Below are 21,411 nucleotides of genomic sequence, written 5' to 3'. Positions count from 1 at the left end.
GCGGCACAAAACTGCTGCTCAGGGCTGGCCCGGCAGCAGCCGCACCATCAGGCCATTGCCCTCGGCCAGCACGACGTCGTCACCGTCGACCAACTCGGCGGACACGAACGCCTTGCGCCCCTCGGTGCGGGTGACCCGGCCGCGCACCGCCAGCGGCGTGTCGATCGGGGTGATCTTGCGGTAGTCGACGTGCAGGAAGGCCGTCCGGCTGATCGGCCGTCCCGCGGCGTGCGAGACCATCCCGAACATGTGGTCGAACAGTAGCGGCAGCACGCCGCCGTGCACCGCGTGGTTGCCGCCGACGTGAAACCTGGTGAAATGGCCGGCCATCTCCACGCCGTCGGGGGCGTACCGCGTCAACGTCCACGGCGGCAGCAGCAGGCTGCCCATGCCGGGCAGGTCGGGCGTCCGGCCGGCCGGCGCCTTGCCCTCGTCGGCCTCGAACGGGCCTAGCAGCTCCACCAGCGCCGCCGCGCGATCGGCCGCGTCGTCCCAGACGCCGTCGTCGGGATCGGATGACACCGCGAGGTCCTGCAGCCGGCGCATGGCCGCCACGAACCGGCCGAAGCCCGGGCCGGGGCTGGCCGGGCCGTATTCCGGGAAGCCGCCGTGGTGTTCGTATTCGGGATCGAGCTCGATCGGGTTCGGTTCGGCTTGTTCCGATTGCTCGGTCACGGGCGGGCCGCCAGGACGTCGCGGCGCACGATGGTCTGATCGCGTCCGGGGCCGACACCGATGCACGAAACGTGCGCTCCGGCAAGCTCTTCCAGCCGCAACACGTAGTCACGCGCCTTGGCGGGCAGGTCGTCGAACTCCCGCGCATCCGAGATGTCCTCCCACCAGCCGGGCAGCTCCTCGTAGATCGGTTCGGCCCGGTGCAGGTCGCTCTGGGTCATCGGCATGTCGTGGATGCGCTCCCCGCCGACCTGGTAGCCGACGCACACCGGGACCGTTTCCAGGCTGGACAGCACGTCGAGCTTGGTCAGGAAGTAGTCGGTGATGCCGTTGACCCGGGTGGCATACCGGGCGATGACGGCGTCGAACCAGCCGCAGCGCCGGCGCCGCCCGGTGGTGACGCCGAATTCGCCGCCGGTCTTGGACAGGTACTCGCCGCTCTCGTCGAACAGCTCGGTGGGGAACGGGCCGGAGCCGACGCGGGTGGTGTAGGCCTTGAGGATGCCCAGCACGGTGGTGATCCGGGTCGGGCCGATCCCGGACCCGACGGCCGCGCCGCCCGCCGTCGGATTCGACGACGTCACATAGGGATACGTGCCGTGGTCGACGTCGAGCAGCGTGCCCTGCGAGCCCTCCAGCAACACCGTCTCGCCGGCCTCCAGCGCGGTGTTCAGCAGCAGCCGGGTGTCGCGAATGCGGTGACGGAATCCCTCCGCCTGCTGCAGCAGGGCCTCGACGACCTGGTGCGGGTCCAGCGCCTTGCGGTTGTAGATCTTGACCAGGATCTGGTTCTTGAGCTCCAGCGCGGCCTCGACCTTGTGGGTCAGCTGGTCGGGGTCGAGCACGTCGGCCACCCGGATCCCCATGCGGGCGATCTTGTCCTGATAGCACGGCCCGATGCCGCGGCCCGTGGTGCCGATCTTCTTGTTGCCCATGTAGCGCTCGGTGACCTTGTCGATTGCGACGTGGTAGGGCATCAGCAGGTGCGCGTCGGCGGAGATCAACAGCTTCGTGGTGTCGACGCCGCGGTCCTCGAGGCTCTCCAACTCGTCGAGCAGCACGCCGGGATCGACGACGACGCCGTTGCCGATCACGTTGGTGACGCCCGGCGTCAGCACCCCGGACGGGATCAGGTGCAGCGCGAAATTCTCGCCGGTCGGCAGGACCACCGTGTGCCCGGCGTTGTTGCCACCCTGATAGCGCACCACCCACTGCACGCGCCCGCCGAGCAGGTCGGTGGCCTTACCTTTGCCCTCGTCGCCCCATTGGGCGCCGATGAGGACGATTGCCGGCATGGCTTGCTCCCGCCTAATCCCGCCTGCTCACGGCTGCACGTTGTGGTCCTGTGCCACAACGGTTTTCAATTCGCGGCCCGCGTTCGCGCGGTTGCCGTGCAGCGGGTTCGGGTTTGCCACCGCACCGCAAGAGCCGGTCTCCCCCGGACCCGCTGAAGTGTCTGGTCACGGGATGATCCTAAAGGTTGGCCGGGATCAGGCGTCGATCACCACGCGATCACCGTGCGCCCGCGAGACGCAGACCAGCATTTCGTCGTCGCCCTCCGCGGTGCGTCCGCGGCGATCGACGTCGCCGGCCAGCACCTTGACCTTGCAGGTCCCGCAGAACCCCTGCTGGCACGAGTACGCGGTCGTCGGGTCCCGGTCGAGCATGACGGCCAGCGCCGATCGGTTCGCCGGCACGCGCAGCACCCGCTTCGAGCGCGCGAGTTCCAGCTCGAACGGCACACCGTTGACCACCGGCGGCGGGCTGAACCGCTCGTAGTGCAGCGGCGCGTCGGCGTGTTTGGCACGCGCCGCGCGCACCGACTCGAGCATGCCGATGGGGCCGCACACGTAGACGGCGGTCGCCGGGCCGGCGTCGGCAAGCAGCTCGTCCGCGGTGGCGAAGCGGCCACGCTCGTCGTCGGCCCATACGGTGACCCGGTCGGCGTCCACCGCCAATACCTCGTCCAGCAGCGGCATGTACTCCCGGCTGCGCCCGGCATACACTGCCCGCCAGTCGATTCCGCGCTCATGAGCCGCCCGAATCATGGGCAGGATCGGCGTTATCCCGATGCCGCCGACCACGAACAACACCTCGCGCTCGTCCGTGACGAGATAGAAAGCGTTGCGGGGGCCTTCGAACTCGCACGTGTCGCCCACCTCGAAGGCGTCGTACATCTCGACGGAACCGCCTGCGCCGTCGGCGATTCGGCGTACAGCGATGCGGTAGTCGGTGCGCCGCCCGGGCGCGCCGCACAGCGAGTACTGCCGGCGGCGGCCCGACGGCAGCCGAACATCGATGTGCGCGCCGGGCGTCCAGGATGGCAGCAATCCGCCGTCGGGGTCGGCCAGCGTCAAACCGACGACATCGGGGGCGAGCAGTTCACGTTTGGTGATCACCGCGGTGTTGATCCGCCGCACCGGCGTCACGCGCGACGGGTTCCAGCGCGAAGCCGACGCCAGGCCGCCGAACAGGGCACCCAGTCCCCACAGCGCGGTGGTGAAGCGATCGCGACGGCGGCGACCGTACAGGTCGGGTGGTCGGGTGCTCCAAATGTCCTGCGACACAGTCATCCCACCGGGGCCAGTCGTTCGGTGACCAGGTTGACCCACCGGCTGGTGAGCCGGGCGATGACGTCGGGATGCGAGGCCACTACCCAGTGCCCGCCCTCGATCGGCAGGATCCTGCTGCCGGCCGGGATCGAGCCGGTGAACCGCTGCAGGGCGGGCGTCACGAAATGATCCCGACGCGCCACCAGCACCTGCACGGGCACCGTCGTCTGGGGTAGCTGCGGCCCGGGCGCCAGGATCGCGCCGGGCATGTTGGCCCGGTACAGGTTGAGCCCGTTGAGGTAGTCGTCGATCGATCGGAGCGACGCGGCCCGGCGCGGGCTGGTGGCGCCCGAGCGGCCGATACGTTCAACCACCGCAAAGACTTTCGCCGTCGCCCCGGATCGGATCGCCAGCTCCGGTGCACCCGGGCACAGGAAGAACCAGATGTATCCGGACGCCAGGAATTGCCTGGCGACGTCGACCAGCGCGCGCGGCGTGCGAGCCGACCGCAGGAACCTGCCCGCATAGTTCAGGTGCGGCCCCGAAATCGACGTGTACGAGGCGATCCTTCCCATCACCGACTCGTCGGTGACCGCCGCCCAACCCTGGATGGAGCCCCAGTCGTGGCCCAGCAGGTGCACCTCGTCCACCCCGAGGCTGTCGATCACCGCGCCGACGTCGGCGACCAGCTGGCCGAGCCGATATCCGGATCGGTCGGCGGGCGTTGACGATTCGCCGGCCCCACGCACGTCGTAGGCGACGACGTTGTACCGGTCGGCCAGCATCTCGGCGGGCCCGTCCCAGACGTGGTGGTTGTCGGGGTAGCCGTGGATGGCGAGGACGGTCGGGCGCCGCCTGTCGATCTCGCCGTAGGCGTGGACCGCCAACGCCACGCCGTCCGACGCGATCACGGTGGTGCTCATCCAGTCCTCCGAAAATCAGTGCGAGGCGCGGGCGGCGGGCGATTTCGCCAGGTACTCGACCGCGCGCCCGACGCCACCCAGTTGGGACGGATGGAAGCTCGGCTTGTAGTAGGCGCCGATGACACCCAGGAATTGCGTCGGCCCGGGCACCAGACCGCGGCGCGCCGCATCGAAGTAGTCGCGCCAGCGCGGCTTGGTCCCCGGCGGGAGGTGGGGGTCGACCGAGTACATGAACCGCACGCCGCGCACGAACAACCACAGCAACGCCGGCGTCACCAGCAGCTGGGTGCGCACCTGCCGCCAGTACCCGGCGCGCAGATGCTTCATGGTGTCGAAGGCGACCGCCTTGTGCTCCACCTCCTCGGCGCCGTGCCAGCGAATCAGGTCCAGCATCACCGGGTCGACGCCCAGGGCGTCGAGCTGTGGGGTGTCGAGGATCCATTCACCCAGAATCGCGGTGTAGTGCTCGAGGGCCGCCACCATCGACACCCGTTCGAGCAGCCAACTCTGCCGTCGCCGCCGGCTCCACCGGGGCCGGTCGCCGATGAGCTTGCCGAACAGCCAGGCCATCTGGTTGGTGAACGGTGCGACGTCGATGCCGTTGGCCGCGAAGTGCGCGAGCACTCCCCCGTGCGCCTGGGAGTGCATGGCCTCCTGGCTGATGAACCCCTGCACGTCCAGCCGCAGCTGATCGTCCTTGATCAGCGGCAACGCGTTCTTGAACGCGTCGACGATGAACTCCTCGCCCGCCGGCAGCAACAGGTGCAGGACGTTGCAGAAGTGGGTGGCGAAGGGCTCGCCCGGCACGTAGTAGAACGGCAGCTTGGCCCAGTCGAACTCGACATCCCGCGCCTGAAGGACGAGTCGTTCGTGATCGAGCGAGGCGTCGTGCGGGCCCGCCGCCTGGTCATCGACTGTGAACATCGTCAAACTCCTGTCAAACCCCTTGTGTCGCTAGGCAATCTGTGGCGTCTCGGACCGATTCTCCGTGATCATGCCCTCGCTTCGCAGGAACCGGACGAGGTTGTCGACGGTCTCGGTGAGGGCCGGCTCGTTCAGGCGCACCTCAGCCCGTGCGCGCGCGTGCCGGTACTGGGCGTTGTCGTAGCGCTTGTCTCGCATGGCCGCGATCTTGTCCGCCGAGCGGGTGAGGAAGTCGACCAGCGGATAGATCGGGTCGCCCGGCGTGCACCGGCGGTTCATCTCCTGCACGAAGGACGGGATGTCGTGGTAGGTGAAGCGGTAGCCGTACCGTTCCGACAAGATCCGGGTGATGTCCGGCAGGTTGTAGTAATCGTCGGCGGTCATGTTGAAAACACAGCCGGCGATGTCATCTTTCGGCAGATCCATCAGCGCGACAATGTGATCCGCGATCAGGTCCGCGGGCAGCAGGCTGAGCTGGTTGAGCGCGTCGGCAGCGATGCCGTGCTCGATCATGAACGCCATGGTGCGCACCAGGATGTCGTCCTGGGTCCCGAAACCGGCGCGGGTGGGCGAGATCAGCGAGGGCCGGTAGATGCGCACGTCCAGTCCTCGCCGCCGCGCGGCGAGCGCCAGCTGCTCGCCGACCCACTTGGTCTGCGAGTAGCCGAAGTCCAGGGCGTTCATCTCCGCGTTCACGTCGGACTCCCCGACCACCGGCTTGACGCTCCACCCGTAGATGAACGTGCTGGAGACCAGGTGGAAGGTCTTGCGGTGCGCGGTCATGGCAAGCCGCAAAAGCTCATGCGTGCCAAGCACATTCGCGGGCCGCAGCGCGTCATAGGTTCTGACGTAGTTGACCAGGGCGCCGTTGTGGACGATGGCGTCCACGCTTTCGGCCAGCCGCTGGAACTCCGCCGCACTGACTCCGAGGCGAGGCTCGGCCAGGTCGCCGCAGATCACCCGCACCCGCGACCGGACCTCGCTCTCAAGGCTCGGCGACCATAGCCGAGCACGCCGCAGCGCGGCGACGATCCGGTCCAGACCGTGTTCGGCATCCGTCGCGCGGATCAGCGCGTGCAGGGTGTAGGACGTGTGCCCGAGCAGGCTGCTCATCAGGAACGGTCCCAGGAACCCGGTGACGCCGGTGACCAGGATGTCGCCACGCGCACCCTCTCGTGCCGGCGGCAGCTCCGGAAGGGGCAACCGCGCGTCGGCGCGCATCTGTGCGGCCTCGTGTGCCTCGTACTCGGCGGAAATCTCGTCCAGCGCCCGCCGCAGGGCGGCGAGCGGTCGGTCGGAGCCCTCGCCGAACTGTTGCATGAGCCGGAAGAACTCGGCGATCGTCAGGCGCTGCAGCAGGCGGGTGTTGACCTCCTCGGCCAGCTCGCCGGCGCCGTGCTCGTCGAGCAGGGCCCGCAGCTCGCCGCGCAGCTCGGCCAGGGCCACCGAGTCGATGCCGAGGTCGGCGAAGGAGCAGTCCTCCTGCCCGGTGAGGTCGTAGCTCTCGATGAGATGGCGGAACCGTTCGAGGGGGCCCGTGCTGGCGTCCTGCCGGTCGTGGGTGTGGTGGGCCGTCCGGTTTATCCAGGTCGCCAGCACGGGCAGCTTGTCGTCCAGCCAAAGCTGGCGGGTTTCCGCGCGCCGGATCTTCCCCGAGGTGGTCTTGGGGATGCTGCGCGGCGGCACGAACACGATGGCGTGCGGATCGATGTGGGCGTGCCGTCGGATCGCTCGCGCGAGGGCCTTGCCGTCCGGGAGTGCGCGCTCGTCGCGCGCCTCGGCGACCACGACCAGCGATTCGTGCTCCTCGCGTTCGACCGAGAAGGCCGCGACACAGCCGTCGCGAACTTCTGCGGACGACCGCTCCGTGACGGCCTCGATGTCCGAGGGATAGCAGTTGACGCCGCGGACGATGATCAGGTCCTTCTTGCGGCCGCAGACGAAAAGTTCACCCTCGTAAAGGAATCCGAGATCGCCGGTCCGCAGATAGCTGCGCTCGTCGTCGCCGGCGATGCGGGCCGCGAAGGTTTCCGCGGTGAGCTCGGGGCGGTGCCAGTAGCCGCCCCCCTTGGAGGGCCCGTCCACCCAGATCTCGCCGACCCGGCCGTCGCCCAGGGCATGCCTCGATTGCGGATCGACGATCCGGACCGTGTTCCCGGCGACGGGCTTGCCGCAGCTGACCACCGCCGCCTGGTTGCCGTTCTCGGGCAGGGCCTTTTCGACCCGCGCGAGGTTGTTCTCCAGCGCGCGCTTGTTGAGGGTCAGGGTCTGGCGCCCCCGCATGGACACGATCAGGGTGTTTTCCGCCATGCCGTAGGCACCGGTCAGCGCGCCGGGCCGCAGGCCGTAGGGGGCGAAGCGCTCCCGGAATCGGGCAAACGTGTTGGGCCGCAACGGCTCCGCGCCGATGACCATGCTCACCAGGCTGCTCAGGTCGGTCCCGGCCAGCTCGGACGCGGGCAGCTTGTCCTCGCGCAGGCAGTACTCGAGGGCGAAGTTCGGCGCCGGCGTGTGCGTGGCACGCACCTGGCCGATCAGCCGGAGCCAGGCCGACGGCCGATTCAGGAAGTCCAGCGGTGACATCGCATGGGTGGTCCCGCCGACGACCAACACGAACAGGTACGGGGAGATCAGGCCCATGTCGTGGTACTGGGGCAGCCAGCTGACACACACCTCGCTGCCGGTGAAGGCCGAGGCGTTGGCGATGACGTTGGCGTGGCTCACGATCACGCCCTTGGGATCGCTGGTGGAGCCGGACGTGTACTGCAGGAAGAGCACCGGGGCGGGCGTGTCCGGCACATGGGCGCCGCCGAAGTCCTGCGCGCCGTCCGTCCCGAACCAGGGCAGTCGCGCGAGCTGCTGGGCATCCGGCCAGGGCAGCGCGCCCCGTCGGTGGCCGAGCATTTGGCAAAAGTCGTACTCGAACTGCTTGGTGGACAGCACCACCTTGGCCTGGCTGTCCCGCGCGACGTAGTTGAGCTTGGCCAGACCGGCCTCGAACGTCATGGGCGCGGGAGGGCTGACCGGGACGGCGATCACGCCGATCCGTGCGCACGCGAAGAACGCCGCCACCATCTCCAGGCCCGGCGGGTAGACCAGCAGCGCCCGATCTCCGGACCTCAGCCTGGCCTCGGCGGACAGGTAGGCGGCCAGCTCGCGCGTCCGTTCGGCGAAACTCTGGTACGTGTAGTGCTCCAGCTCCCTGCCGTCGACGTCGACGAACCGGTACAGGGTCTGGTTCGGTATCCGCGCTTCCCCCAGCCGCAGGTAATCAAGCAGCGTTTCCACGGTAGGCCCTTCCCATCACTCTCGACTGAAAGTCACTGCCCACGAATCGATATAAGGCCAATTTAACGCTTTCAATTGATACCAGGCAAAGGTTCGGATCGGTTTCACAGGCTAAATACAGGCAGCACATTTTCGCGATAATCCAGTCGCCACGCCCGATCAAGAAATACTGTGATCAGTATTTCATGACCCAGCTAGCTGGCAGTTCTTCTCCTGATCTCCATAAATACGGAGATACTGACCTACGCGCTACGTTTTTCTGCACACCTCTGTCGACAAAATGGGAATTTCCGCTTCGGCGCTTTATTAGCAAATTCGACGCATTGCCACCCCTGCCGGTGCGCCACGCGCATATACTGAAACTGATCTACTGACATACTGACGTGCTGCTCGCGCGAGGAGGCTGGACATGAGCCCTAACCGCCCCGACGCCGGCCGATCACACGCTGCCATGGCGCCGGTCACACCGTCGCTGGCCGCCGCGCCGACCGACTCCTTTGCGATCGGACGAACGCGCGGTGCGCGCATACGGCGGACGGTCGACCTGTCAGCCGGCCAGCACCGAGCTCTCGACACCTGGCAGCGCGAAGCCGCCGACCGCCTCGGGGTCGCCCGCGTCACCGGACAGGAGGTCCTCACCGCGCTCATCGATCAACTGCTGAGCGACCCGAGACTGTCCGTTGAAATCATTCGTTCGCTCCAGGCCCGACGGTGATCCCGACGCCGACGGCCGTCACGATCACCCCACCTGGGCGACGCGGACGCGCGGCCCGGCACGAGCCACCAGCCTGACGATTCCCACGAAGCGCTCGCCGTCGATGATCGGCGACAGCGGCTCGTCGTCGGCCTCGATGATCATCTCTTGACCGTTGACGTCGCGTACCTCGTCACCGCGCAACCTCCCGCTGCGAAGCGCCGTGGGAAGGTTCGCAATGATCTTGGAGGGCCTCATGTTTCCGGCCTGGAAGTGCAGCGCGCCGGGTTTCTCCGCCTTGGGAAACAGCCGGAACCCCGCACCGATGTGCAGGTCGATCGCGCCGGCGTGCACAAGCCTGTGCGTCCGCGTCGGGACCTCCTCGCCGTCGATCACCACCCGGGCCCGCGTCGGGGCGAACAAACTGGTCGCATAGTTGGGCCTGCTGGAACGCACGACCTTGTTGGCGACGTAGTCGCCGAACGAGCGAGCCATCACGCGAACGACGTCGGCCCGGCCGTGGGTGTGGCTGTCGTAGTACTTGTCGTAGAAGCGGTTGCCGACGCCGCCGGCGGCCAGCCCGAAGCAGAGCCGATGGAACTTCGCGCCGTCGGCGGTCTCGCCGTCGAGCGCCAGCGTGTCCAGCAGCACCTCGGGCGGAGGCCGGTCCGTCTCGGCGGCGGCCGCCAGCGCGCGCACGATCGCCTTGGGCCGCCCCCGCACTCGCGCCTTGCGCGCGACGGCGTTCACGCTGCCACCGTTGCCGGGCACGAACGCCGGCCAGCTTTCCGGATCGCCGATGGCTCGCTCGGTTTCGTTGATCAACCAGTTCAGCGAGCCGTCGCCGCCGTCGCTGACCAGGTGGCTGACCCGCGGGAGGAGCCGTTCCATGATCCCGCGGAGGTCTTCGACCGAGCTGGTTTCGTGCACCTCGCCCCACGGGCCGACGATGCGGCGCAGCTCGGCGCCGCGGTCACCCCGGGCGGCGCGGTTCTTGCGTGCGACCGGATTGACGATGACCCCCAAATACATCCGAACGTCACCGATGCGGGTCTGGCTCGACGGGCGCATCGGATCGCAACTGAATGCTCCTTTCGGGGGGGCTTTTCCGCACGATACCTGCGGCCTCGCGGTTGGCGGGTCGGTAGCAGGTCAGTGGCCGTCGGCCAACCGTGTCCGGTAGCCGTTATTAGGGTGGCTGCATGCCTGGTTGGACCGCCGCGGAGCTGCCCTCGTTAGCCGGACGCACCGTCGTCGTCACCGGCGCCAACAGCGGTCTGGGTGAGGTGACCGCCCGTGAGTTGGCCCGGGTCGGCGCCCGCGTCATCCTCGCCGTGCGCGACACCGCGAAGGGTGCGGCCGCCGCCCAGCGCATGGCCGGCGTGACAACCGGCCAAGCCGAAGTGCGTCACCTGGACCTGCAGGACCTGTCCTCGGTGCGCCGCTTCGCCGACGGGATCGCCGACGCCGACGTCCTGATCAACAACGCCGGCATCATGGCCGTCGACCATGCGCTCACCGCCGACGGCTTCGAGCGCCACATCGGCACCAACCACCTCGGGCACTTCGCGTTGACCAACCTGCTGCTACCCAAGCTGACCGACCGCGTGGTGACCGTGTCCTCGCTGCTGCACAACATCGGCCACATCAGCATCAACGACCTGAACTGGCAATCCCGGCCGTACTCGAGGTGGCTGGCCTACGGCCAATCGAAGCTGGCCAACCTGCTTTTCACCAGCGAGCTGCAGCGGCGCCTGGATGCCGTCGGGTCGTCGCTGCGGGCGCTGGCCGCCCACCCCGGCTGGTCGCACACCAACCTGCAGGGACGCTCCGGCCGCAGGTTGACCGACGCGGTGGTGCTGGCCGCCGACCGTGTGGTGTCCACCGATGCCGAATTCGGTGCCCGGCAAACCCTGTACGCGGCATCGCAGGATCTACCGGGCGACACGTTCGTCGGCCCGCGATTCGGCCTGTACGGCCCGACCCAGCCGACCTGGCGCAGCTGGCCGGCCAAGCGCGCAACCACCGCCACCGCGCTCTGGGAGCTGTCCGAACAACTCACGGATACCAAGTTTCCGCTCTGAGCCACCCCGTGAGCTGCTCCCCCGGCCGCGGCTAAATTGGTGAGGTAGTGACCGGACGCGCGTTTCGGCGCGGGCTCTCAGGGCAAGCGGCAGAAGAGACGGAGCCGGATGCCGGCGAGGAGGGCACCCGATGTCGAAAGCGGATCTTGCAGTGTTCTATGCGCTGTGCGCCGCATTGGCATCGGCGATCGGCAACGTCGTTCGTCAGCGGGCCGCGCAGGAGGTCACCGACAAACCCGTCGGCCACCTAGCGCTGTTCGGCATGTTGCTGCGCGACAAACGCTGGTGGCTGGGCGGCGTGGGCGACATCTCCAGTTACTGCCTGCTTGCCCTCGCCCTCGACGACGGCTCGGTGTTGTTGGTCATGTCGCTGCAGGTGACGGCGTTGCTGTTTGCCCTGCCGATCTACTCGCGGTTCGCCCGTCACCCGGTGACACGCCGGGAATGGATGTGGGCGGTATTGCTGGCCGTGGCGCTGGCGATAACCATCGCCCTCGGGCAGCCGGTGGGAGGCCAGGAGCGGGCAACCGGCAGCACCTGGCTTGTCGTCGCCCTCGTGATGGGGCCGCCGCTGGTGTTGTGTTTGATCGGGGCCCGGGTCTGGAGGGAACGTCCGGTCGCGGCCGTCTTGCTGGCGGCGGTCGCGGGTTCGTTGTTGGCGGCGTTCGCGGTGCTGATGAAGGGCGTCATCGACATCGTCGAGCACCACGCCGGGCAGTTGTGGCAGGCGCCGGAGCTTTATCTGTGGGTGTTCTGCGGAGTGGCCGGAATGATCTATCACCAATCGGCGTATCGGGCCGGCGCGCTGACCGCCTCGCTGCCGACGATCATCGCCGCGAAGCCCGTGGTCGGCGGTGTGCTCGGCGTCGTGGTGCTCGAGGAGACCGTGCGCACCGAGGGCACGCAGTGGTTTGTGCTGGCGGTCGCGGTGGTGATGGTGATCGTCGCGACGGTGGGCCTGGCTCGCGGTGAGGCCGCCACCATGGCGGCCGGCGCGGGCCGAGACCTGAAATCCACCCACCGGAAGGCGCCGTCGCAAGGCTTGGGCGCCGAGGTCGCTCGGGATCGGCGATCGGGCTGAACACTCGGCATGGAAACCGTGGGGGTGCTGTTGTTCGGCGATCGACGCGTGCCGAGACGGCTGACCGGCCTGCCGGTTCACGCGGGCGACGTCGACGCCGCGATCGGCGCCTACCGGCGGCTGGTGGTGGTCGGCGGCGACGCCGACCTGGCCGCGGTGCTGACCGGGCTGCTGCGCGCGGGACGGCTCGACGTCGAGGTGGCCTACGCGCCGCGCCGGCGCACCCCGGCGACCCGGGCCTATCGCCTCCCCGCCGGCCGGCGCGCGGCCAGGCGCGCACCGCGCGGCACGGCCCGGCGGGTGCCGCTGATCCGCGACGAGACCGGGTCGGTGATCGCGGGCCGGGCCGGCTGGCGGCCGCCCGGCGACGGGAAGCTGCTTCACGGCGAGGCGGTGGTCGACGACACCCCGCTGTTCGACGGCGACGTCGCCGGCGTGCGCGTCGAGCCGACGCTGGCCATGCCCGGCCTGCGGGCGTCGGCGCGAAACAGGTTGTGGCCCAGGTGGATCAGCGGCCGCGCGGTCCAGCTGGGCAGCACCGGCGTCGTCGTGGTGCGCGACGGCGTCGCGGGCCCCCGCCCCGCGCGCCGCTCGACGTTCTACCGCCACGTCGAGGGCTGGCTGCTGGTCCGCTGAGACGTCTGGTCACGTTTCGCGGCGGCGCGGTGTCGATGTTGTATGACACCCGCACGAATCCGCGCCGCTGCCTACTGGACGACGACAGCACTGCTCACCGCCGAGTGCTTCGTGGGCGGGGTGCTGGGCGCGTTCCGGCTGCAGCCGTTCAACCGCGTGATGACGCATCTCGGTTATCCGCCGTACTTCATGACCATCCTCGGTGTCTGCTACGTCTCGGCCGGCGTCGCGCTGCTGGCGCCGCGCCTGGCCCTGGTCAAGGAGTGGGCATATGCGGGTCTGATGTTCGTCTACGCCGGGGCGATCGCGTCGCACATCTGGGTCGGCGACGGCGCCACCACGCTGGTGGGTCCCCTGGTGTTCGCGGGCCTGGCCGTCGCCTCCTGGGCGCTGCGCCCGCAATCGCGGCGCGTCGAGAGGCCGGTCCGGTAGTTTCGATCGGTGAACTTCCCACGGGTGCGCGAATCGGTGCGGCCCAGCCCGATCTTCTTGGCCCTGCTCGGACTGACGGCGGCGGGCGGCGTGCTGGCGTGGCTGGCCGGCTCCAGCGTGCGGCCGCTGTCCTACGTCGGGGTCTTCATCTTCGTGATCGCCGGCTGGCTGGTGTCGCTGTGCCTGCACGAGTTCGGCCACGCGTTCACCGCCTGGCGGTTCGGCGACCACGACGCCGCCGTGCGCGGCTACCTGACCCTGGACCCGCGGCGCTACAGCCATCCCGCGCTGTCGCTGCTGCTGCCGATCATCCTGGTCGCGCTCGGCGGCATCGGGCTGCCGGGCGCCGCGGTGTACGTGCGGACCTGGTTCATGACGCCGACCCGCCGCACCCTCGTCAGCCTGGCGGGACCGGCGGCCAACCTCGCCCTGGCGGTGCTGCTGCTGGCGCTGACCCGGCTGCTCTACGACCCGGCCCACGCCGTGTTGTGGGCGGGGGTCGCGTTCCTGGGATTCCTCCAGCTCACCGCGGTGCTGCTGAACCTGCTGCCCGTTCCGGGCCTGGACGGCTACGACGCCCTGGAACCGCATCTGAGTCCGGAGACCCAGCGCGCCCTGGCGCCGGCCAAGCAGTGGGGATTTTTCGTCCTGCTGTTCCTGCTGTTGGCGGCCAGCCCGTGGTTCTTCGGCGTGGTGCTCTGGTTGTTCGATTTCTCCGGGGTGCCGCACTGGCTGGTGTCCGCCGGGAACCAGCTGACCCGGTTCTGGAGCCGCTGGTTCTGACGCTTGCAATATATGCATAGTCACGCATATATTGCATTCCTATGGGCGCCGGCCACAACCACACCCCCGCCGGGGGCCAGGCGTCGCGGCTGATCCCCCGCATGGTCGCGGCCGCGGCGATCCTGGCGGCGTTCTTCGTCGTGGAACTGGCCACGTCGCTGCTGATCAACTCGATCGCGTTGCTTGCCGATGCCGGGCACATGCTCACCGACGTGGTGGCCGTGTTCATGGGGCTGGCCGCCGTCGTGCTGGCGCGGCGCGGCAGTTCGTCGCCCGCCCGCACCTACGGGTGGCATCGCGCCGAGGTGTTCACCGCCGTCGCCAACGCCGGCCTGCTGATCGGCGTCGCGCTGTTCATCCTCTGGGAGGCCATCCGGCGGCTCAGGGACGCGCCGTCGGTGCCCGGGGTGCCGATGATCGTGGTGGCGCTGGCCGGGCTGGCCGCCAACCTCGTGGTGGCGGTGCTGTTGCGGTCACACTCCTCGGACAGCCTGGCGGTCAAGGGCGCCTACATGGAGGTCGTCGCCGACACCGTCGGCAGCCTGGGCGTGCTGATCGCCGGCGTGGTCACCGTCACCACGCGCTGGCCGTACGCCGACGTGGTGGTCGCCGTGCTGGTCGCGCTGTGGGTGCTGCCCCGGGCCATCGCCCTGGCCCGCGACGCGCTGCGCATCCTGTCCGAGTCGTCGCCGACCCACATCGACGTCGAGGAGCTGCGTTCGGCGCTGCGCGCCGTCGACGGCGTGACCGAGGTGCACGACCTGCACGTGTGGACGCTGTCGCCCGGCAAGGACATGTGCACCGCACACCTGACCAGCGGCGCCGACTCCGCCCGGGTGCTGCAGGACGCGCGGGCGGTGTTGTCGGCGCGCGGGTTGCACCACGCCACCGTCCAGATCGACGGCCCGGGCGGCGACGGCGACTGCCCGGACGGCTGCTAGAGCCCGAGCTCTGGCCGGGCCGCGGGGTCGCAATCGTCGAGCAGGTCCAGGCAGCGCGCGTACTCGTCGGTCTCGCCGATCGCGTCGGCGGCCCGCGCCAGCGCCGCCACGCACCGCAGGAAGCCACGGTTGGGCCCGTGCGCATACGGCACCGGGCCGAAACCCTTCCAGCCGTTGCGGCGCAGCTGGTCCAGGCCGCGGTGATAGCCGGTGCGCGCATACGCGTAGGCGGTGATGGCCTTGTCGTCGGCCAGCGCCTCCTCGGCGAGCGCCGCCCAGGCCACCGACGCCGACGGATGCGCCGCGGCGACGATGCCCGGGTTCTCGCCGGCAAGCAGCTCGGCCTCGGCGTCGCTGTCACCGGGTAACAGAATCGGATCGGGTCCCAGGAGATCACCCATCGGCGTCATGTCGTCTATTCTGCCGTCATGCCCAACGCACCCGAGCCCGACCGCGGCGGGACGCCGAACCGGCCTGGGTCCGATCCACACGAATCCCGGAACGATCCGGGTGCCGAGCGGGCCGCGGAGCCCGGCGAAGACGAAACCGAGGGCTACCCGCTGGTGCCCGATGACGCCGAGACCGAGACCGTGGTGATCAACAAACCCGAGCCGGCCGGCGACCCCGAGCCGAACCCGGAGGGGCAGCAGCGCGAACGTCGTTTCACCGCACCGGGATTCGACGCCAAAGAGACGGCGGTCATCGCCACCACGCCGGAGCCCGCCACCGAGGCCTTCGCCACGCCCCAGGCGCCCCCCGGCCCGCCGCCACCGCCGGCCGGCATGCCACCGAAATCGGCGGTGCCACAGTCGATTCCGCCCCGCGACGGGGAAAAAAGCCGGATCTCAAGGCAATTCAACTGGGGTTGGGTGCTGGCGCTGGTCGTCATCGTGCTGGCGTTGGCGGCGATCGCGATCCTGGGCACCGTGCTGCTGACCCGCGGCAAGCACATGAAGGTCTCGCAGGAAGACCAGGTGCGCCACACCATCCAGCAATTCGACGTCGCGGTGCAACGGGGCGACCTGACGGCGCTGCGCAGCATCACCTGCGGCACCACCCGCGACGGCTATGTGGACTACGACGAACACTCCTGGGCCGAGACCTACCAGCGCGTTTCCGCCGCCAAGCAATACCCGGTGATCGCCAGCATCGACCAGGTCGTGGTCAACGGCCAGCACGCCGAGGCGAACGTCACCACGTTCATGGCCTACGACCCGCAGGTCCGCTCGACGCGCAGCCTGGACCTGCAATACCGCGACGATCAGTGGAAGATCTGCCAGTCGCCCAGCGGCTAACTTTTACTTGCCGAGCAGACGCAAAAGCCCCTATTTCGCACCGAAATTAGGGGCTTTTGCGTCTGCTCGGCAGTCTTAGCCGACCGACCTTCCGGCGCAGTGCAGGTCGTTGCAGGCCTCGATCACCCGCTCCGTCATCGCGGCCTCGGCCTTCTTGAGGTAGCTGCGCGGGTCGTAGGCCTTCTTGTTGCCCACCTCGCCGTCGACCTTGAGGACGCCGTCGTAGTTGGTGAACATGTGGGCGGCGATCGGGCGGGTAAACGCGTATTGGGTGTCGGTGTCGACGTTCATCTTGACCACGCCGTAGCGCAGCGCCTCCTCGATCTCCGACTTCTCCGAGCCCGATCCGCCGTGGAAGACGAAGTCGAACGGCTTGGCCCGCAAAGCATCGGAGTCGCGCAACCCGAGCTTGGCCGCGGCCACCTTCTGGCCCTGGGCGAGGATGTCGGGGCGCAGCTTGACGTTGCCCGGCTTGTACACGCCGTGCACGTTGCCGAATGTCGCGGCCAGCAGGTAGCGGCCGTGCTCGCCGTGGCCCAGCGCGTCGATGGTCTTCTCGAAGTCCTCGGGCGTGGTGTACAGCTTGTCGTTGATCTCGTTGGCGACGCCGTCCTCCTCGCCGCCGACCACGCCGATCTCGATCTCCAGGACGATCCTGGCGGCCGCGGCCTCCTTGAGCAGGCCCCGCGCGATTTCGAGGTTCTCGTCGATGGGGACCGCGGAGCCGTCCCACATGTGCGACTGAAAGAGCGGGTCCTCGCCGGCGGCCACCCGTTTCGCCGAGATCTCCAGCAGCGGCCGCACGTACGTGTCCAGCTTGTCCTTCGGGCAGTGGTCGGTGTGCAGCGCGACGTTGATCGGGTACTTGGCCGCGATGACGCGGGTGAACTCGGCCAGCGCCACCGCGCCGGTGACCATGTCCTTGACCCCGAGCCCGGAGGCGAACTCCGCGCCGCCGGTGGAGAACTGGATGATGCCGTCGCTGCCAGCGTCGGCGAATCCCTTGATGGCGGCGTTGACGGTCTCCGAGGACGTGCAGTTGATGGCCGGGAAGGCGTAGGAGTGCTCCTTGGCGCGTCCCAGCATCTCGGCGTAGACCTCGGGCGTTGCGATGGGCATGCGTCAGTATGGCAACACCGCGACCGGTTTCGATACCCCGTCCGGGCTGCGCCTTTGCCGTCCCGAAACGCAGCGCCGGTATGTTGATGCATCATGCACACCGCGGTGACGGCCCTGCCGAACATCCTCGACCCGATGTACTGGCTGGGTGCCGACGGCGTCTTCGGGTCCGCGGTGCTGCCCGGGATCCTGGTCATCGTCTTCATCGAGACCGGGTTGCTGTTTCCGCTGCTGCCCGGCGAATCGCTGTTGTTCACCGGCGGCCTGCTGGCCGCGCACCCCAACCCGCCGGCCAGCATCTGGGTGCTGGCCCCCGCCGTCGCGCTGGTCGCGGTGCTGGGCGACCAAACCGGATACTTCATCGGGCGGCGGATCGGCCCCGCGCTGTTCAAGAAGGAAGACTCCCGGTTCTTCAAGAAGCACTACGTGACCGAGTCCCACGCGTTCTTCGAGAAATACGGGCCGTGGGCGGTCATCCTGGCGAGGTTCGCGCCGTTCGTGCGGACGTTCGTCCCGGTGGTCGCCGGGGTGTCCTACATGCGCTACCCGGTGTTCCTCGGGTTCGACATCGTCGGCGGTATCGCGTGGGGCGGCGGCGCGACGCTCGCGGGCTACTTTTTGGGCAATGTGCCGTTCGTGCACCAGAACCTGGAGAAGATCATCCTGGCGATCCTGTTCGTGTCGCTGATGCCGGCGTTCCTCGCGGCCTGGCGGGGCTACCGGGGACGCCGCCGCGCGGCGAACGACCAAGAGCCCGAACCGGATTCAGGGCACCCTGCGGTACGCAACGAAAGCGTCCAGTAGTTCCGGCCTGTCGACCGAACTCCGCTGCACGGCCTCGCCGGGCGCCGTCCCCAGCAGGATCCGCTTGATCGGGATCTCCAGCCGCTTGCCGGTCAGCGTCCGCGGTATGCCCGGAACCGCGAGGATGTCGTCGGGCACGTGCCGCGGCGAGGCGTGCCGGCGGATTTCGGCGACGATCCGCGACGTCAGCCCCTCGTCGAGTTCGGCGCCGTCGGTCAGGTCGACGAACAGCGGCATCCAGTAGCCGCCGTCGTCGAGCTCGACGCCGACGACCAGGCAGTCGCGCACCTCGGGCAGCCCGTCCACCGCGGCGTAGATCTCGGCGCTGCCCATCCGCACGCCCAGCCGGTTCAGGGTGGCATCCGAACGGCCATGTACCACAACCGATCCCCGGTCGGTGATGGTGATCAGGTCGCCGTGACACCACACGCCGGGGTACTTGTCGAAGTAGGCGGCGCGGTAGAGGCTGCCGTCGTCGTCGTTCCAGAAGCACACCGGCATCGACGGCATCGGCTGTGTCAGCACCAGCTCACCCTCCGCGCCGATGACGGGATTGTTTGGGCCCCACCAGGATTCGATGGCCGCACCCAGGCAGATGCAGGACAGCTCACCGGCGACCACCGGCAGGATCGGGCAACCGCCGAGGAAGGCCGTGCACACGTCGGTGCCACCGCTCATCGAGATGACCGGGACCGCCCGGCCGAGCCCCTCGTGCACCCAGCGGAAGCCGGACGCCGGCAGCGGTGAACCCGTGGAGCCGACGGCGCGCAGCCCCTCCAGCGGATACGACGCGCCGGGCTTCAGCTTTTCCTTGGCGCAGGCCAGCAGGTAGCCGGCCCCGGTGCCGAGCACCGTCACACCGGCCCCGGCGGCGACCCGCCACAGGCCGTCGGTGCCCGGGTGGGTCGGGCTGCCGTCGTACAGCACGATGGTGGCGTCGACCAGCAGACCGGACAGCTGGATGTTCCACATCGCCCAGCTCGTCGACGAGTACCACAGGAAGCGGTCGCCGGGGTGCAGGTCCAGCTGCAGGCCCAGATACTTCAGGTGCTCCAGCAGCACGCCGCCGTGACCGTGCACGATGCCCTTCGGCCTGCCGGTGGTTCCCGACGAGAACAGCACCCACATCGGGTGCGCGAAGGGCACCGGGGTGGTCTCGAGGGCGGCATCGGCGTCGACGGCCGCGGCCCACGGCACCGCGTCGCCGCCTTGGGTCTTGAGCCCGAGCCGCGGCACCACCACGGTGGCCCGCAGCATGGGCATCGCCCGCCGGATCGCGGCCAGCTCGTCGCGGCGATCGACACGCTTGCCGCCGTACAGCGAACCGTCGCTGGCCACCAGGACTTTCGGCCGCAGCTGGCCCAGGCGCGCGAGCACGCCGTCGACGGCCAGGTCCTGGTTGCACACCGCCCAGATCGCGCCCACGCTCGCGGCGGCCAGGGCGGCGACGACGGCCTCGGCGACGTTGGGCAGGTAGCCGACGACGGTGTCCCCGGGCTTGATGCCGAGGTTGCGCAGATAGGCCGCGAACGCCGCGGTCTCCCGCCGCAGCCGGGCCCACGACCACTCGCTCGAGCCGTCCTCGCCGGCGACGATCAGGGCCGGGCGGTCGTCGGTGGCGTGCCGGAAGACCTCGGCGGCGTAGTTCAGCGTGGCGCCGGCGAACCACTCGGCGCCCGGCATCGAACGGTTGCCCAGCACCGAGCGGGGCGGGCTGTCGGCCCGCACGTCGAAGAAGTTCCAGACGGCGTCCCAGAACCATTCGATGTCGGCGACGGACTGGCGCCAGAGTTGGTGGTAGTCGGCGAACCGCCCGCGTCCGGTCGCGTCCAGCCAGGCCAGGAACCGGGTGAGGTTGGCTGCGGCCAGCGTCGCGTCGTCGGGGATCCAGCCGCCGGGTTCGCTCATGCCTCGTTTCCCGCTTGCGCGGCGGCGGCGCAGGCGGCCTCCATCAGCATCCAGCCCGACAGCTGCACCGACAGGTCGCGCTCGGCGACCTCGGACTCGGTGACCGCGCCCTCGACGAATTGCGCCGCTTCGCCCTCCGCGGTGGGCAGCTGCGCGTCGCGGTCCCAGAACGGCCCGAACACCGGCAGCCCGTCCACCGTTTGCCGATAATCCCAGGCCGATTTCGCGGACGTGAGCACCAGTGTGCGGGCGGTGTCGCGGGCCTTTGCGTCGTCGGCGGAGTCGCCGGGCAACGCGGTGGCCACCAGCGCGAGGTAGCGGGCGGTGATGCCGGCGAACAGCCCGCCGTCCCCGCCGCCGGCGCCCCGCAGCACGCCCGACGTCGCCATGTGCTCGTCGACGGCCGCGACCAGGCGGTGCACCCGCGCGGCGTGCCGGGCCCTGTCCTGCGCGCGCGCCGCCAGCTCGGTTTCCAGCCCGAGCACCACGCCCTGGCAATAGGTGTACTGCGCGCGCACCAGCGACCCGCCCTTGATGCCGTCGAACACCAGGTGCGTCTCCGGGTCGACCAGCGTGCGGTCGATCCAGTCGCCCATCTGCTCGGCCCGTTCCAGCCCGCCCGGATACCGGGCCAGGAAGAGGCCCGCCGGCCCGTTGGCCGGCGCGTTGAAGAACTGGTCTTGCTTGCGCCACGGGATGCCGCCGCCGTCCTCGGGCACCCACGCCTTGACGAACTGGTCGGCGAGCTTGGGCAGCGCGCGCCTGCGTTCGACGCCGGCCACCGTGGCCGCCCGTTGCAGCGCCAGCGCCAGCCACGCCATGTCGTCGTAATAGCTGTTGACCCACGAGAGGTTGTTGCGCAGCCGGTGCGAGCGCACCTGACGGTTGACCTTGGTCCGCCGTTGCGGCTGCGGGTCGCGCAGCTGCGCGTCGACCAGGCAGTCCAGCAGGTGCGCCTGCCACCAGTAGTGCCACGTGCCGAACAACCGGTCGCGCCGCGTCGACGGCCACGCCACCACTCCCAGCTGGGTTCCCGGCAGCGCCCACAGCCGTTTCAGGTGTCGCTGCGAGATCGCCGCCTCGGAGCTGGCCGCCCGGTTCGCCCATAGCTGATCCATGGGGTAGATCCTGCCTCAGCCGCGGGTTCATCGAGTGTGCGCCTACGGCTTCGAGCGTGACGCCACGGCGAAGAAATCGCCCTCGGCTTCAAGGGATGGATGCAACACATCTGATTGAGGAGTGTTGTTGTGACCCGTCCGGCGTTGAGATCTG

At 69.1% G+C, this 21,411-nt stretch carries 20 protein-coding genes; 9 read left to right on the top strand and 11 right to left on the bottom strand.

Annotated elements, in window-relative coordinates; genetic code table 11:
- Window positions 1-18 precede the first annotated feature (18 nt).
- From OQ968_RS22640 to OQ968_RS22615, 6 genes are all read right to left on the bottom strand, one after another.
- Window positions 19-675, bottom strand: a complete 657-nt coding sequence (locus tag OQ968_RS22640; protein WP_324681654.1) for a PaaI family thioesterase — start codon at window positions 673-675, stop codon at window positions 19-21.
- A complete protein-coding gene (locus OQ968_RS22635) occupies window positions 672-1,970 on the bottom strand; it encodes an adenylosuccinate synthase (RefSeq protein WP_324681653.1) in 1,299 nt (432 codons plus the stop codon). The genes OQ968_RS22640 and OQ968_RS22635 overlap by 4 nt, the downstream gene beginning before the upstream one ends.
- 195 nt (window positions 1,971-2,165) lie before the next feature.
- A complete protein-coding gene (locus OQ968_RS22630) occupies window positions 2,166-3,248 on the bottom strand; it encodes a PDR/VanB family oxidoreductase (protein WP_324681651.1) in 1,083 nt (360 codons plus the stop codon).
- Complete coding sequence (locus OQ968_RS22625) at window positions 3,245-4,150, bottom strand: alpha/beta fold hydrolase (RefSeq protein WP_324681649.1); 906 nt, start codon at window positions 4,148-4,150, stop codon at window positions 3,245-3,247. The genes OQ968_RS22630 and OQ968_RS22625 overlap by 4 nt, the downstream gene beginning before the upstream one ends.
- A gap of 15 nt (window positions 4,151-4,165) precedes the next feature.
- A complete protein-coding gene (locus tag OQ968_RS22620; RefSeq protein WP_324681647.1) occupies window positions 4,166-5,074 on the bottom strand; it encodes a metal-dependent hydrolase in 909 nt (302 codons plus the stop codon).
- A gap of 30 nt (window positions 5,075-5,104) precedes the next feature.
- Window positions 5,105-8,362 (bottom strand): thioester reductase domain-containing protein, encoded by a 3,258-nt coding sequence (locus OQ968_RS22615; RefSeq protein WP_324681646.1) that lies wholly within the window; start codon window positions 8,360-8,362, stop codon window positions 5,105-5,107.
- Between the two features lie 409 nt (window positions 8,363-8,771).
- On the opposite strand from OQ968_RS22615, the gene OQ968_RS22610 reads away from it, so the two are divergent.
- Complete coding sequence (locus OQ968_RS22610; protein ID WP_324681644.1) at window positions 8,772-9,077, top strand: hypothetical protein; 306 nt, start codon at window positions 8,772-8,774, stop codon at window positions 9,075-9,077.
- 24 nt (window positions 9,078-9,101) lie between these two features.
- Here OQ968_RS22610 and OQ968_RS22605 read toward each other — a convergent pair whose 3' ends face one another.
- Window positions 9,102-10,088 (bottom strand): diacylglycerol/lipid kinase family protein, encoded by a 987-nt coding sequence (locus OQ968_RS22605; protein ID WP_324681776.1) that lies wholly within the window; start codon window positions 10,086-10,088, stop codon window positions 9,102-9,104.
- A gap of 170 nt (window positions 10,089-10,258) precedes the next feature.
- Between OQ968_RS22605 and OQ968_RS22600 the strand changes: the two genes are divergently transcribed.
- The 6 genes from OQ968_RS22600 (at window position 10,259) to OQ968_RS22575 (ending at window position 15,013) form a co-directional block, all read left to right on the top strand.
- Complete coding sequence (locus OQ968_RS22600) at window positions 10,259-11,140, top strand: oxidoreductase (protein ID WP_324681642.1); 882 nt, start codon at window positions 10,259-10,261, stop codon at window positions 11,138-11,140.
- Between the two features lie 130 nt (window positions 11,141-11,270).
- Window positions 11,271-12,221 (top strand): DMT family transporter, encoded by a 951-nt coding sequence (locus tag OQ968_RS22595; protein ID WP_324681640.1) that lies wholly within the window; start codon window positions 11,271-11,273, stop codon window positions 12,219-12,221.
- Between the two features lie 9 nt (window positions 12,222-12,230).
- Window positions 12,231-12,857 (top strand): peptidase M50, encoded by a 627-nt coding sequence (locus OQ968_RS22590; RefSeq protein ID WP_324681638.1) that lies wholly within the window; start codon window positions 12,231-12,233, stop codon window positions 12,855-12,857.
- Between the two features lie 42 nt (window positions 12,858-12,899).
- Complete coding sequence (locus tag OQ968_RS22585; RefSeq protein WP_324681636.1) at window positions 12,900-13,289, top strand: DoxX family protein; 390 nt, start codon at window positions 12,900-12,902, stop codon at window positions 13,287-13,289.
- Window positions 13,290-13,298: 9 nt separating this feature from the next.
- Window positions 13,299-14,072, top strand: a complete 774-nt coding sequence (locus OQ968_RS22580; RefSeq protein WP_324681633.1) for a site-2 protease family protein — start codon at window positions 13,299-13,301, stop codon at window positions 14,070-14,072.
- Window positions 14,073-14,113: 41 nt separating this feature from the next.
- Entirely contained in the window at window positions 14,114-15,013 is a 900-nt protein-coding gene (locus OQ968_RS22575; protein ID WP_324681631.1) for a cation diffusion facilitator family transporter, read from the top strand.
- Here OQ968_RS22575 and OQ968_RS22570 read toward each other — a convergent pair.
- Window positions 15,010-15,423, bottom strand: a complete 414-nt coding sequence (locus tag OQ968_RS22570; RefSeq protein WP_324681629.1) for a DUF3151 domain-containing protein — start codon at window positions 15,421-15,423, stop codon at window positions 15,010-15,012. The two genes, OQ968_RS22575 and OQ968_RS22570, sit on opposite strands and share 4 nt — an antisense overlap.
- Before the next feature lie 18 nt (window positions 15,424-15,441).
- Between OQ968_RS22570 and OQ968_RS22565 the strand changes: the two genes are divergently transcribed.
- A complete protein-coding gene (locus OQ968_RS22565) occupies window positions 15,442-16,308 on the top strand; it encodes a hypothetical protein (RefSeq protein ID WP_324681627.1) in 867 nt (288 codons plus the stop codon).
- 75 nt (window positions 16,309-16,383) lie between these two features.
- On the opposite strand, the gene fbaA is transcribed toward OQ968_RS22565, so the two are convergent.
- Window positions 16,384-17,427, bottom strand: a complete 1,044-nt coding sequence (gene fbaA / locus OQ968_RS22560; protein ID WP_324681625.1) for a class II fructose-bisphosphate aldolase — start codon at window positions 17,425-17,427, stop codon at window positions 16,384-16,386.
- 93 nt (window positions 17,428-17,520) lie between these two features.
- Here fbaA and OQ968_RS22555 point away from each other — a divergent pair, with 93 nt between their 5' ends.
- Complete coding sequence (locus OQ968_RS22555) at window positions 17,521-18,231, top strand: DedA family protein (protein ID WP_324681623.1); 711 nt, start codon at window positions 17,521-17,523, stop codon at window positions 18,229-18,231.
- Here the strand turns inward: OQ968_RS22555 and OQ968_RS22550 are convergent.
- Together OQ968_RS22550 and OQ968_RS22545 are read right to left on the bottom strand one after the other, a co-directional pair.
- Complete coding sequence (locus tag OQ968_RS22550; protein WP_324681621.1) at window positions 18,193-20,139, bottom strand: acetoacetate--CoA ligase; 1,947 nt, start codon at window positions 20,137-20,139, stop codon at window positions 18,193-18,195. The two genes, OQ968_RS22555 and OQ968_RS22550, sit on opposite strands and share 39 nt — an antisense overlap.
- Complete coding sequence (locus OQ968_RS22545) at window positions 20,136-21,257, bottom strand: glycoside hydrolase family 76 protein (protein WP_324681619.1); 1,122 nt, start codon at window positions 21,255-21,257, stop codon at window positions 20,136-20,138. The genes OQ968_RS22550 and OQ968_RS22545 overlap by 4 nt, the downstream gene beginning before the upstream one ends.
- Window positions 21,258-21,411: the final 154 nt, after the last annotated feature.

Origin of the sequence: Mycobacterium sp. 663a-19 (genome assembly GCF_035616495.1) — a bacterium.
In the GTDB taxonomy this organism is placed as follows: domain Bacteria; phylum Actinomycetota; class Actinomycetes; order Mycobacteriales; family Mycobacteriaceae; genus Mycobacterium.
This window is presented reverse-complemented; position numbering and strand designations above follow the sequence as displayed.

Excerpts from the sequence above, each read along its gene's own strand:
- OQ968_RS22600 (WP_324681642.1), top strand. The coding sequence starts at position 10,259 with ATGCCTGGTTGGACCGCCGCGGAGCTGCCCTCGTTAGCCGGACGCACC.
- OQ968_RS22610 (WP_324681644.1), top strand. The coding sequence starts at position 8,772 with ATGAGCCCTAACCGCCCCGACGCCGGCCGATCACACGCTGCCATGGCG.
- OQ968_RS22595 (WP_324681640.1), top strand. The coding sequence starts at position 11,271 with ATGTCGAAAGCGGATCTTGCAGTGTTCTATGCGCTGTGCGCCGCATTG.
- OQ968_RS22575 (WP_324681631.1), top strand. The coding sequence starts at position 14,114 with ATGGGCGCCGGCCACAACCACACCCCCGCCGGGGGCCAGGCGTCGCGG.
- OQ968_RS22565 (WP_324681627.1), top strand. The coding sequence starts at position 15,442 with ATGCCCAACGCACCCGAGCCCGACCGCGGCGGGACGCCGAACCGGCCT.
- OQ968_RS22590 (WP_324681638.1), top strand. The coding sequence starts at position 12,231 with ATGGAAACCGTGGGGGTGCTGTTGTTCGGCGATCGACGCGTGCCGAGA.
- OQ968_RS22545 (WP_324681619.1), bottom strand. The coding sequence starts at position 21,257 with ATGGATCAGCTATGGGCGAACCGGGCGGCCAGCTCCGAGGCGGCGATC.
- OQ968_RS22605 (WP_324681776.1), bottom strand. The coding sequence starts at position 10,088 with ATGTATTTGGGGGTCATCGTCAATCCGGTCGCACGCAAGAACCGCGCC.
- OQ968_RS22625 (WP_324681649.1), bottom strand. The coding sequence starts at position 4,150 with ATGAGCACCACCGTGATCGCGTCGGACGGCGTGGCGTTGGCGGTCCAC.
- OQ968_RS22630 (WP_324681651.1), bottom strand. The coding sequence starts at position 3,248 with ATGACTGTGTCGCAGGACATTTGGAGCACCCGACCACCCGACCTGTAC.
- OQ968_RS22635 (WP_324681653.1), bottom strand. The coding sequence starts at position 1,970 with ATGCCGGCAATCGTCCTCATCGGCGCCCAATGGGGCGACGAGGGCAAA.
- fbaA (WP_324681625.1), bottom strand. The coding sequence starts at position 17,427 with ATGCCCATCGCAACGCCCGAGGTCTACGCCGAGATGCTGGGACGCGCC.
- OQ968_RS22620 (WP_324681647.1), bottom strand. The coding sequence starts at position 5,074 with ATGTTCACAGTCGATGACCAGGCGGCGGGCCCGCACGACGCCTCGCTC.
- OQ968_RS22550 (WP_324681621.1), bottom strand. The coding sequence starts at position 20,139 with ATGAGCGAACCCGGCGGCTGGATCCCCGACGACGCGACGCTGGCCGCA.
- OQ968_RS22570 (WP_324681629.1), bottom strand. The coding sequence starts at position 15,423 with ATGACGCCGATGGGTGATCTCCTGGGACCCGATCCGATTCTGTTACCC.
- OQ968_RS22555 (WP_324681623.1), top strand. The coding sequence starts at position 17,521 with ATGCACACCGCGGTGACGGCCCTGCCGAACATCCTCGACCCGATGTAC.
- OQ968_RS22585 (WP_324681636.1), top strand. The coding sequence starts at position 12,900 with ATGACACCCGCACGAATCCGCGCCGCTGCCTACTGGACGACGACAGCA.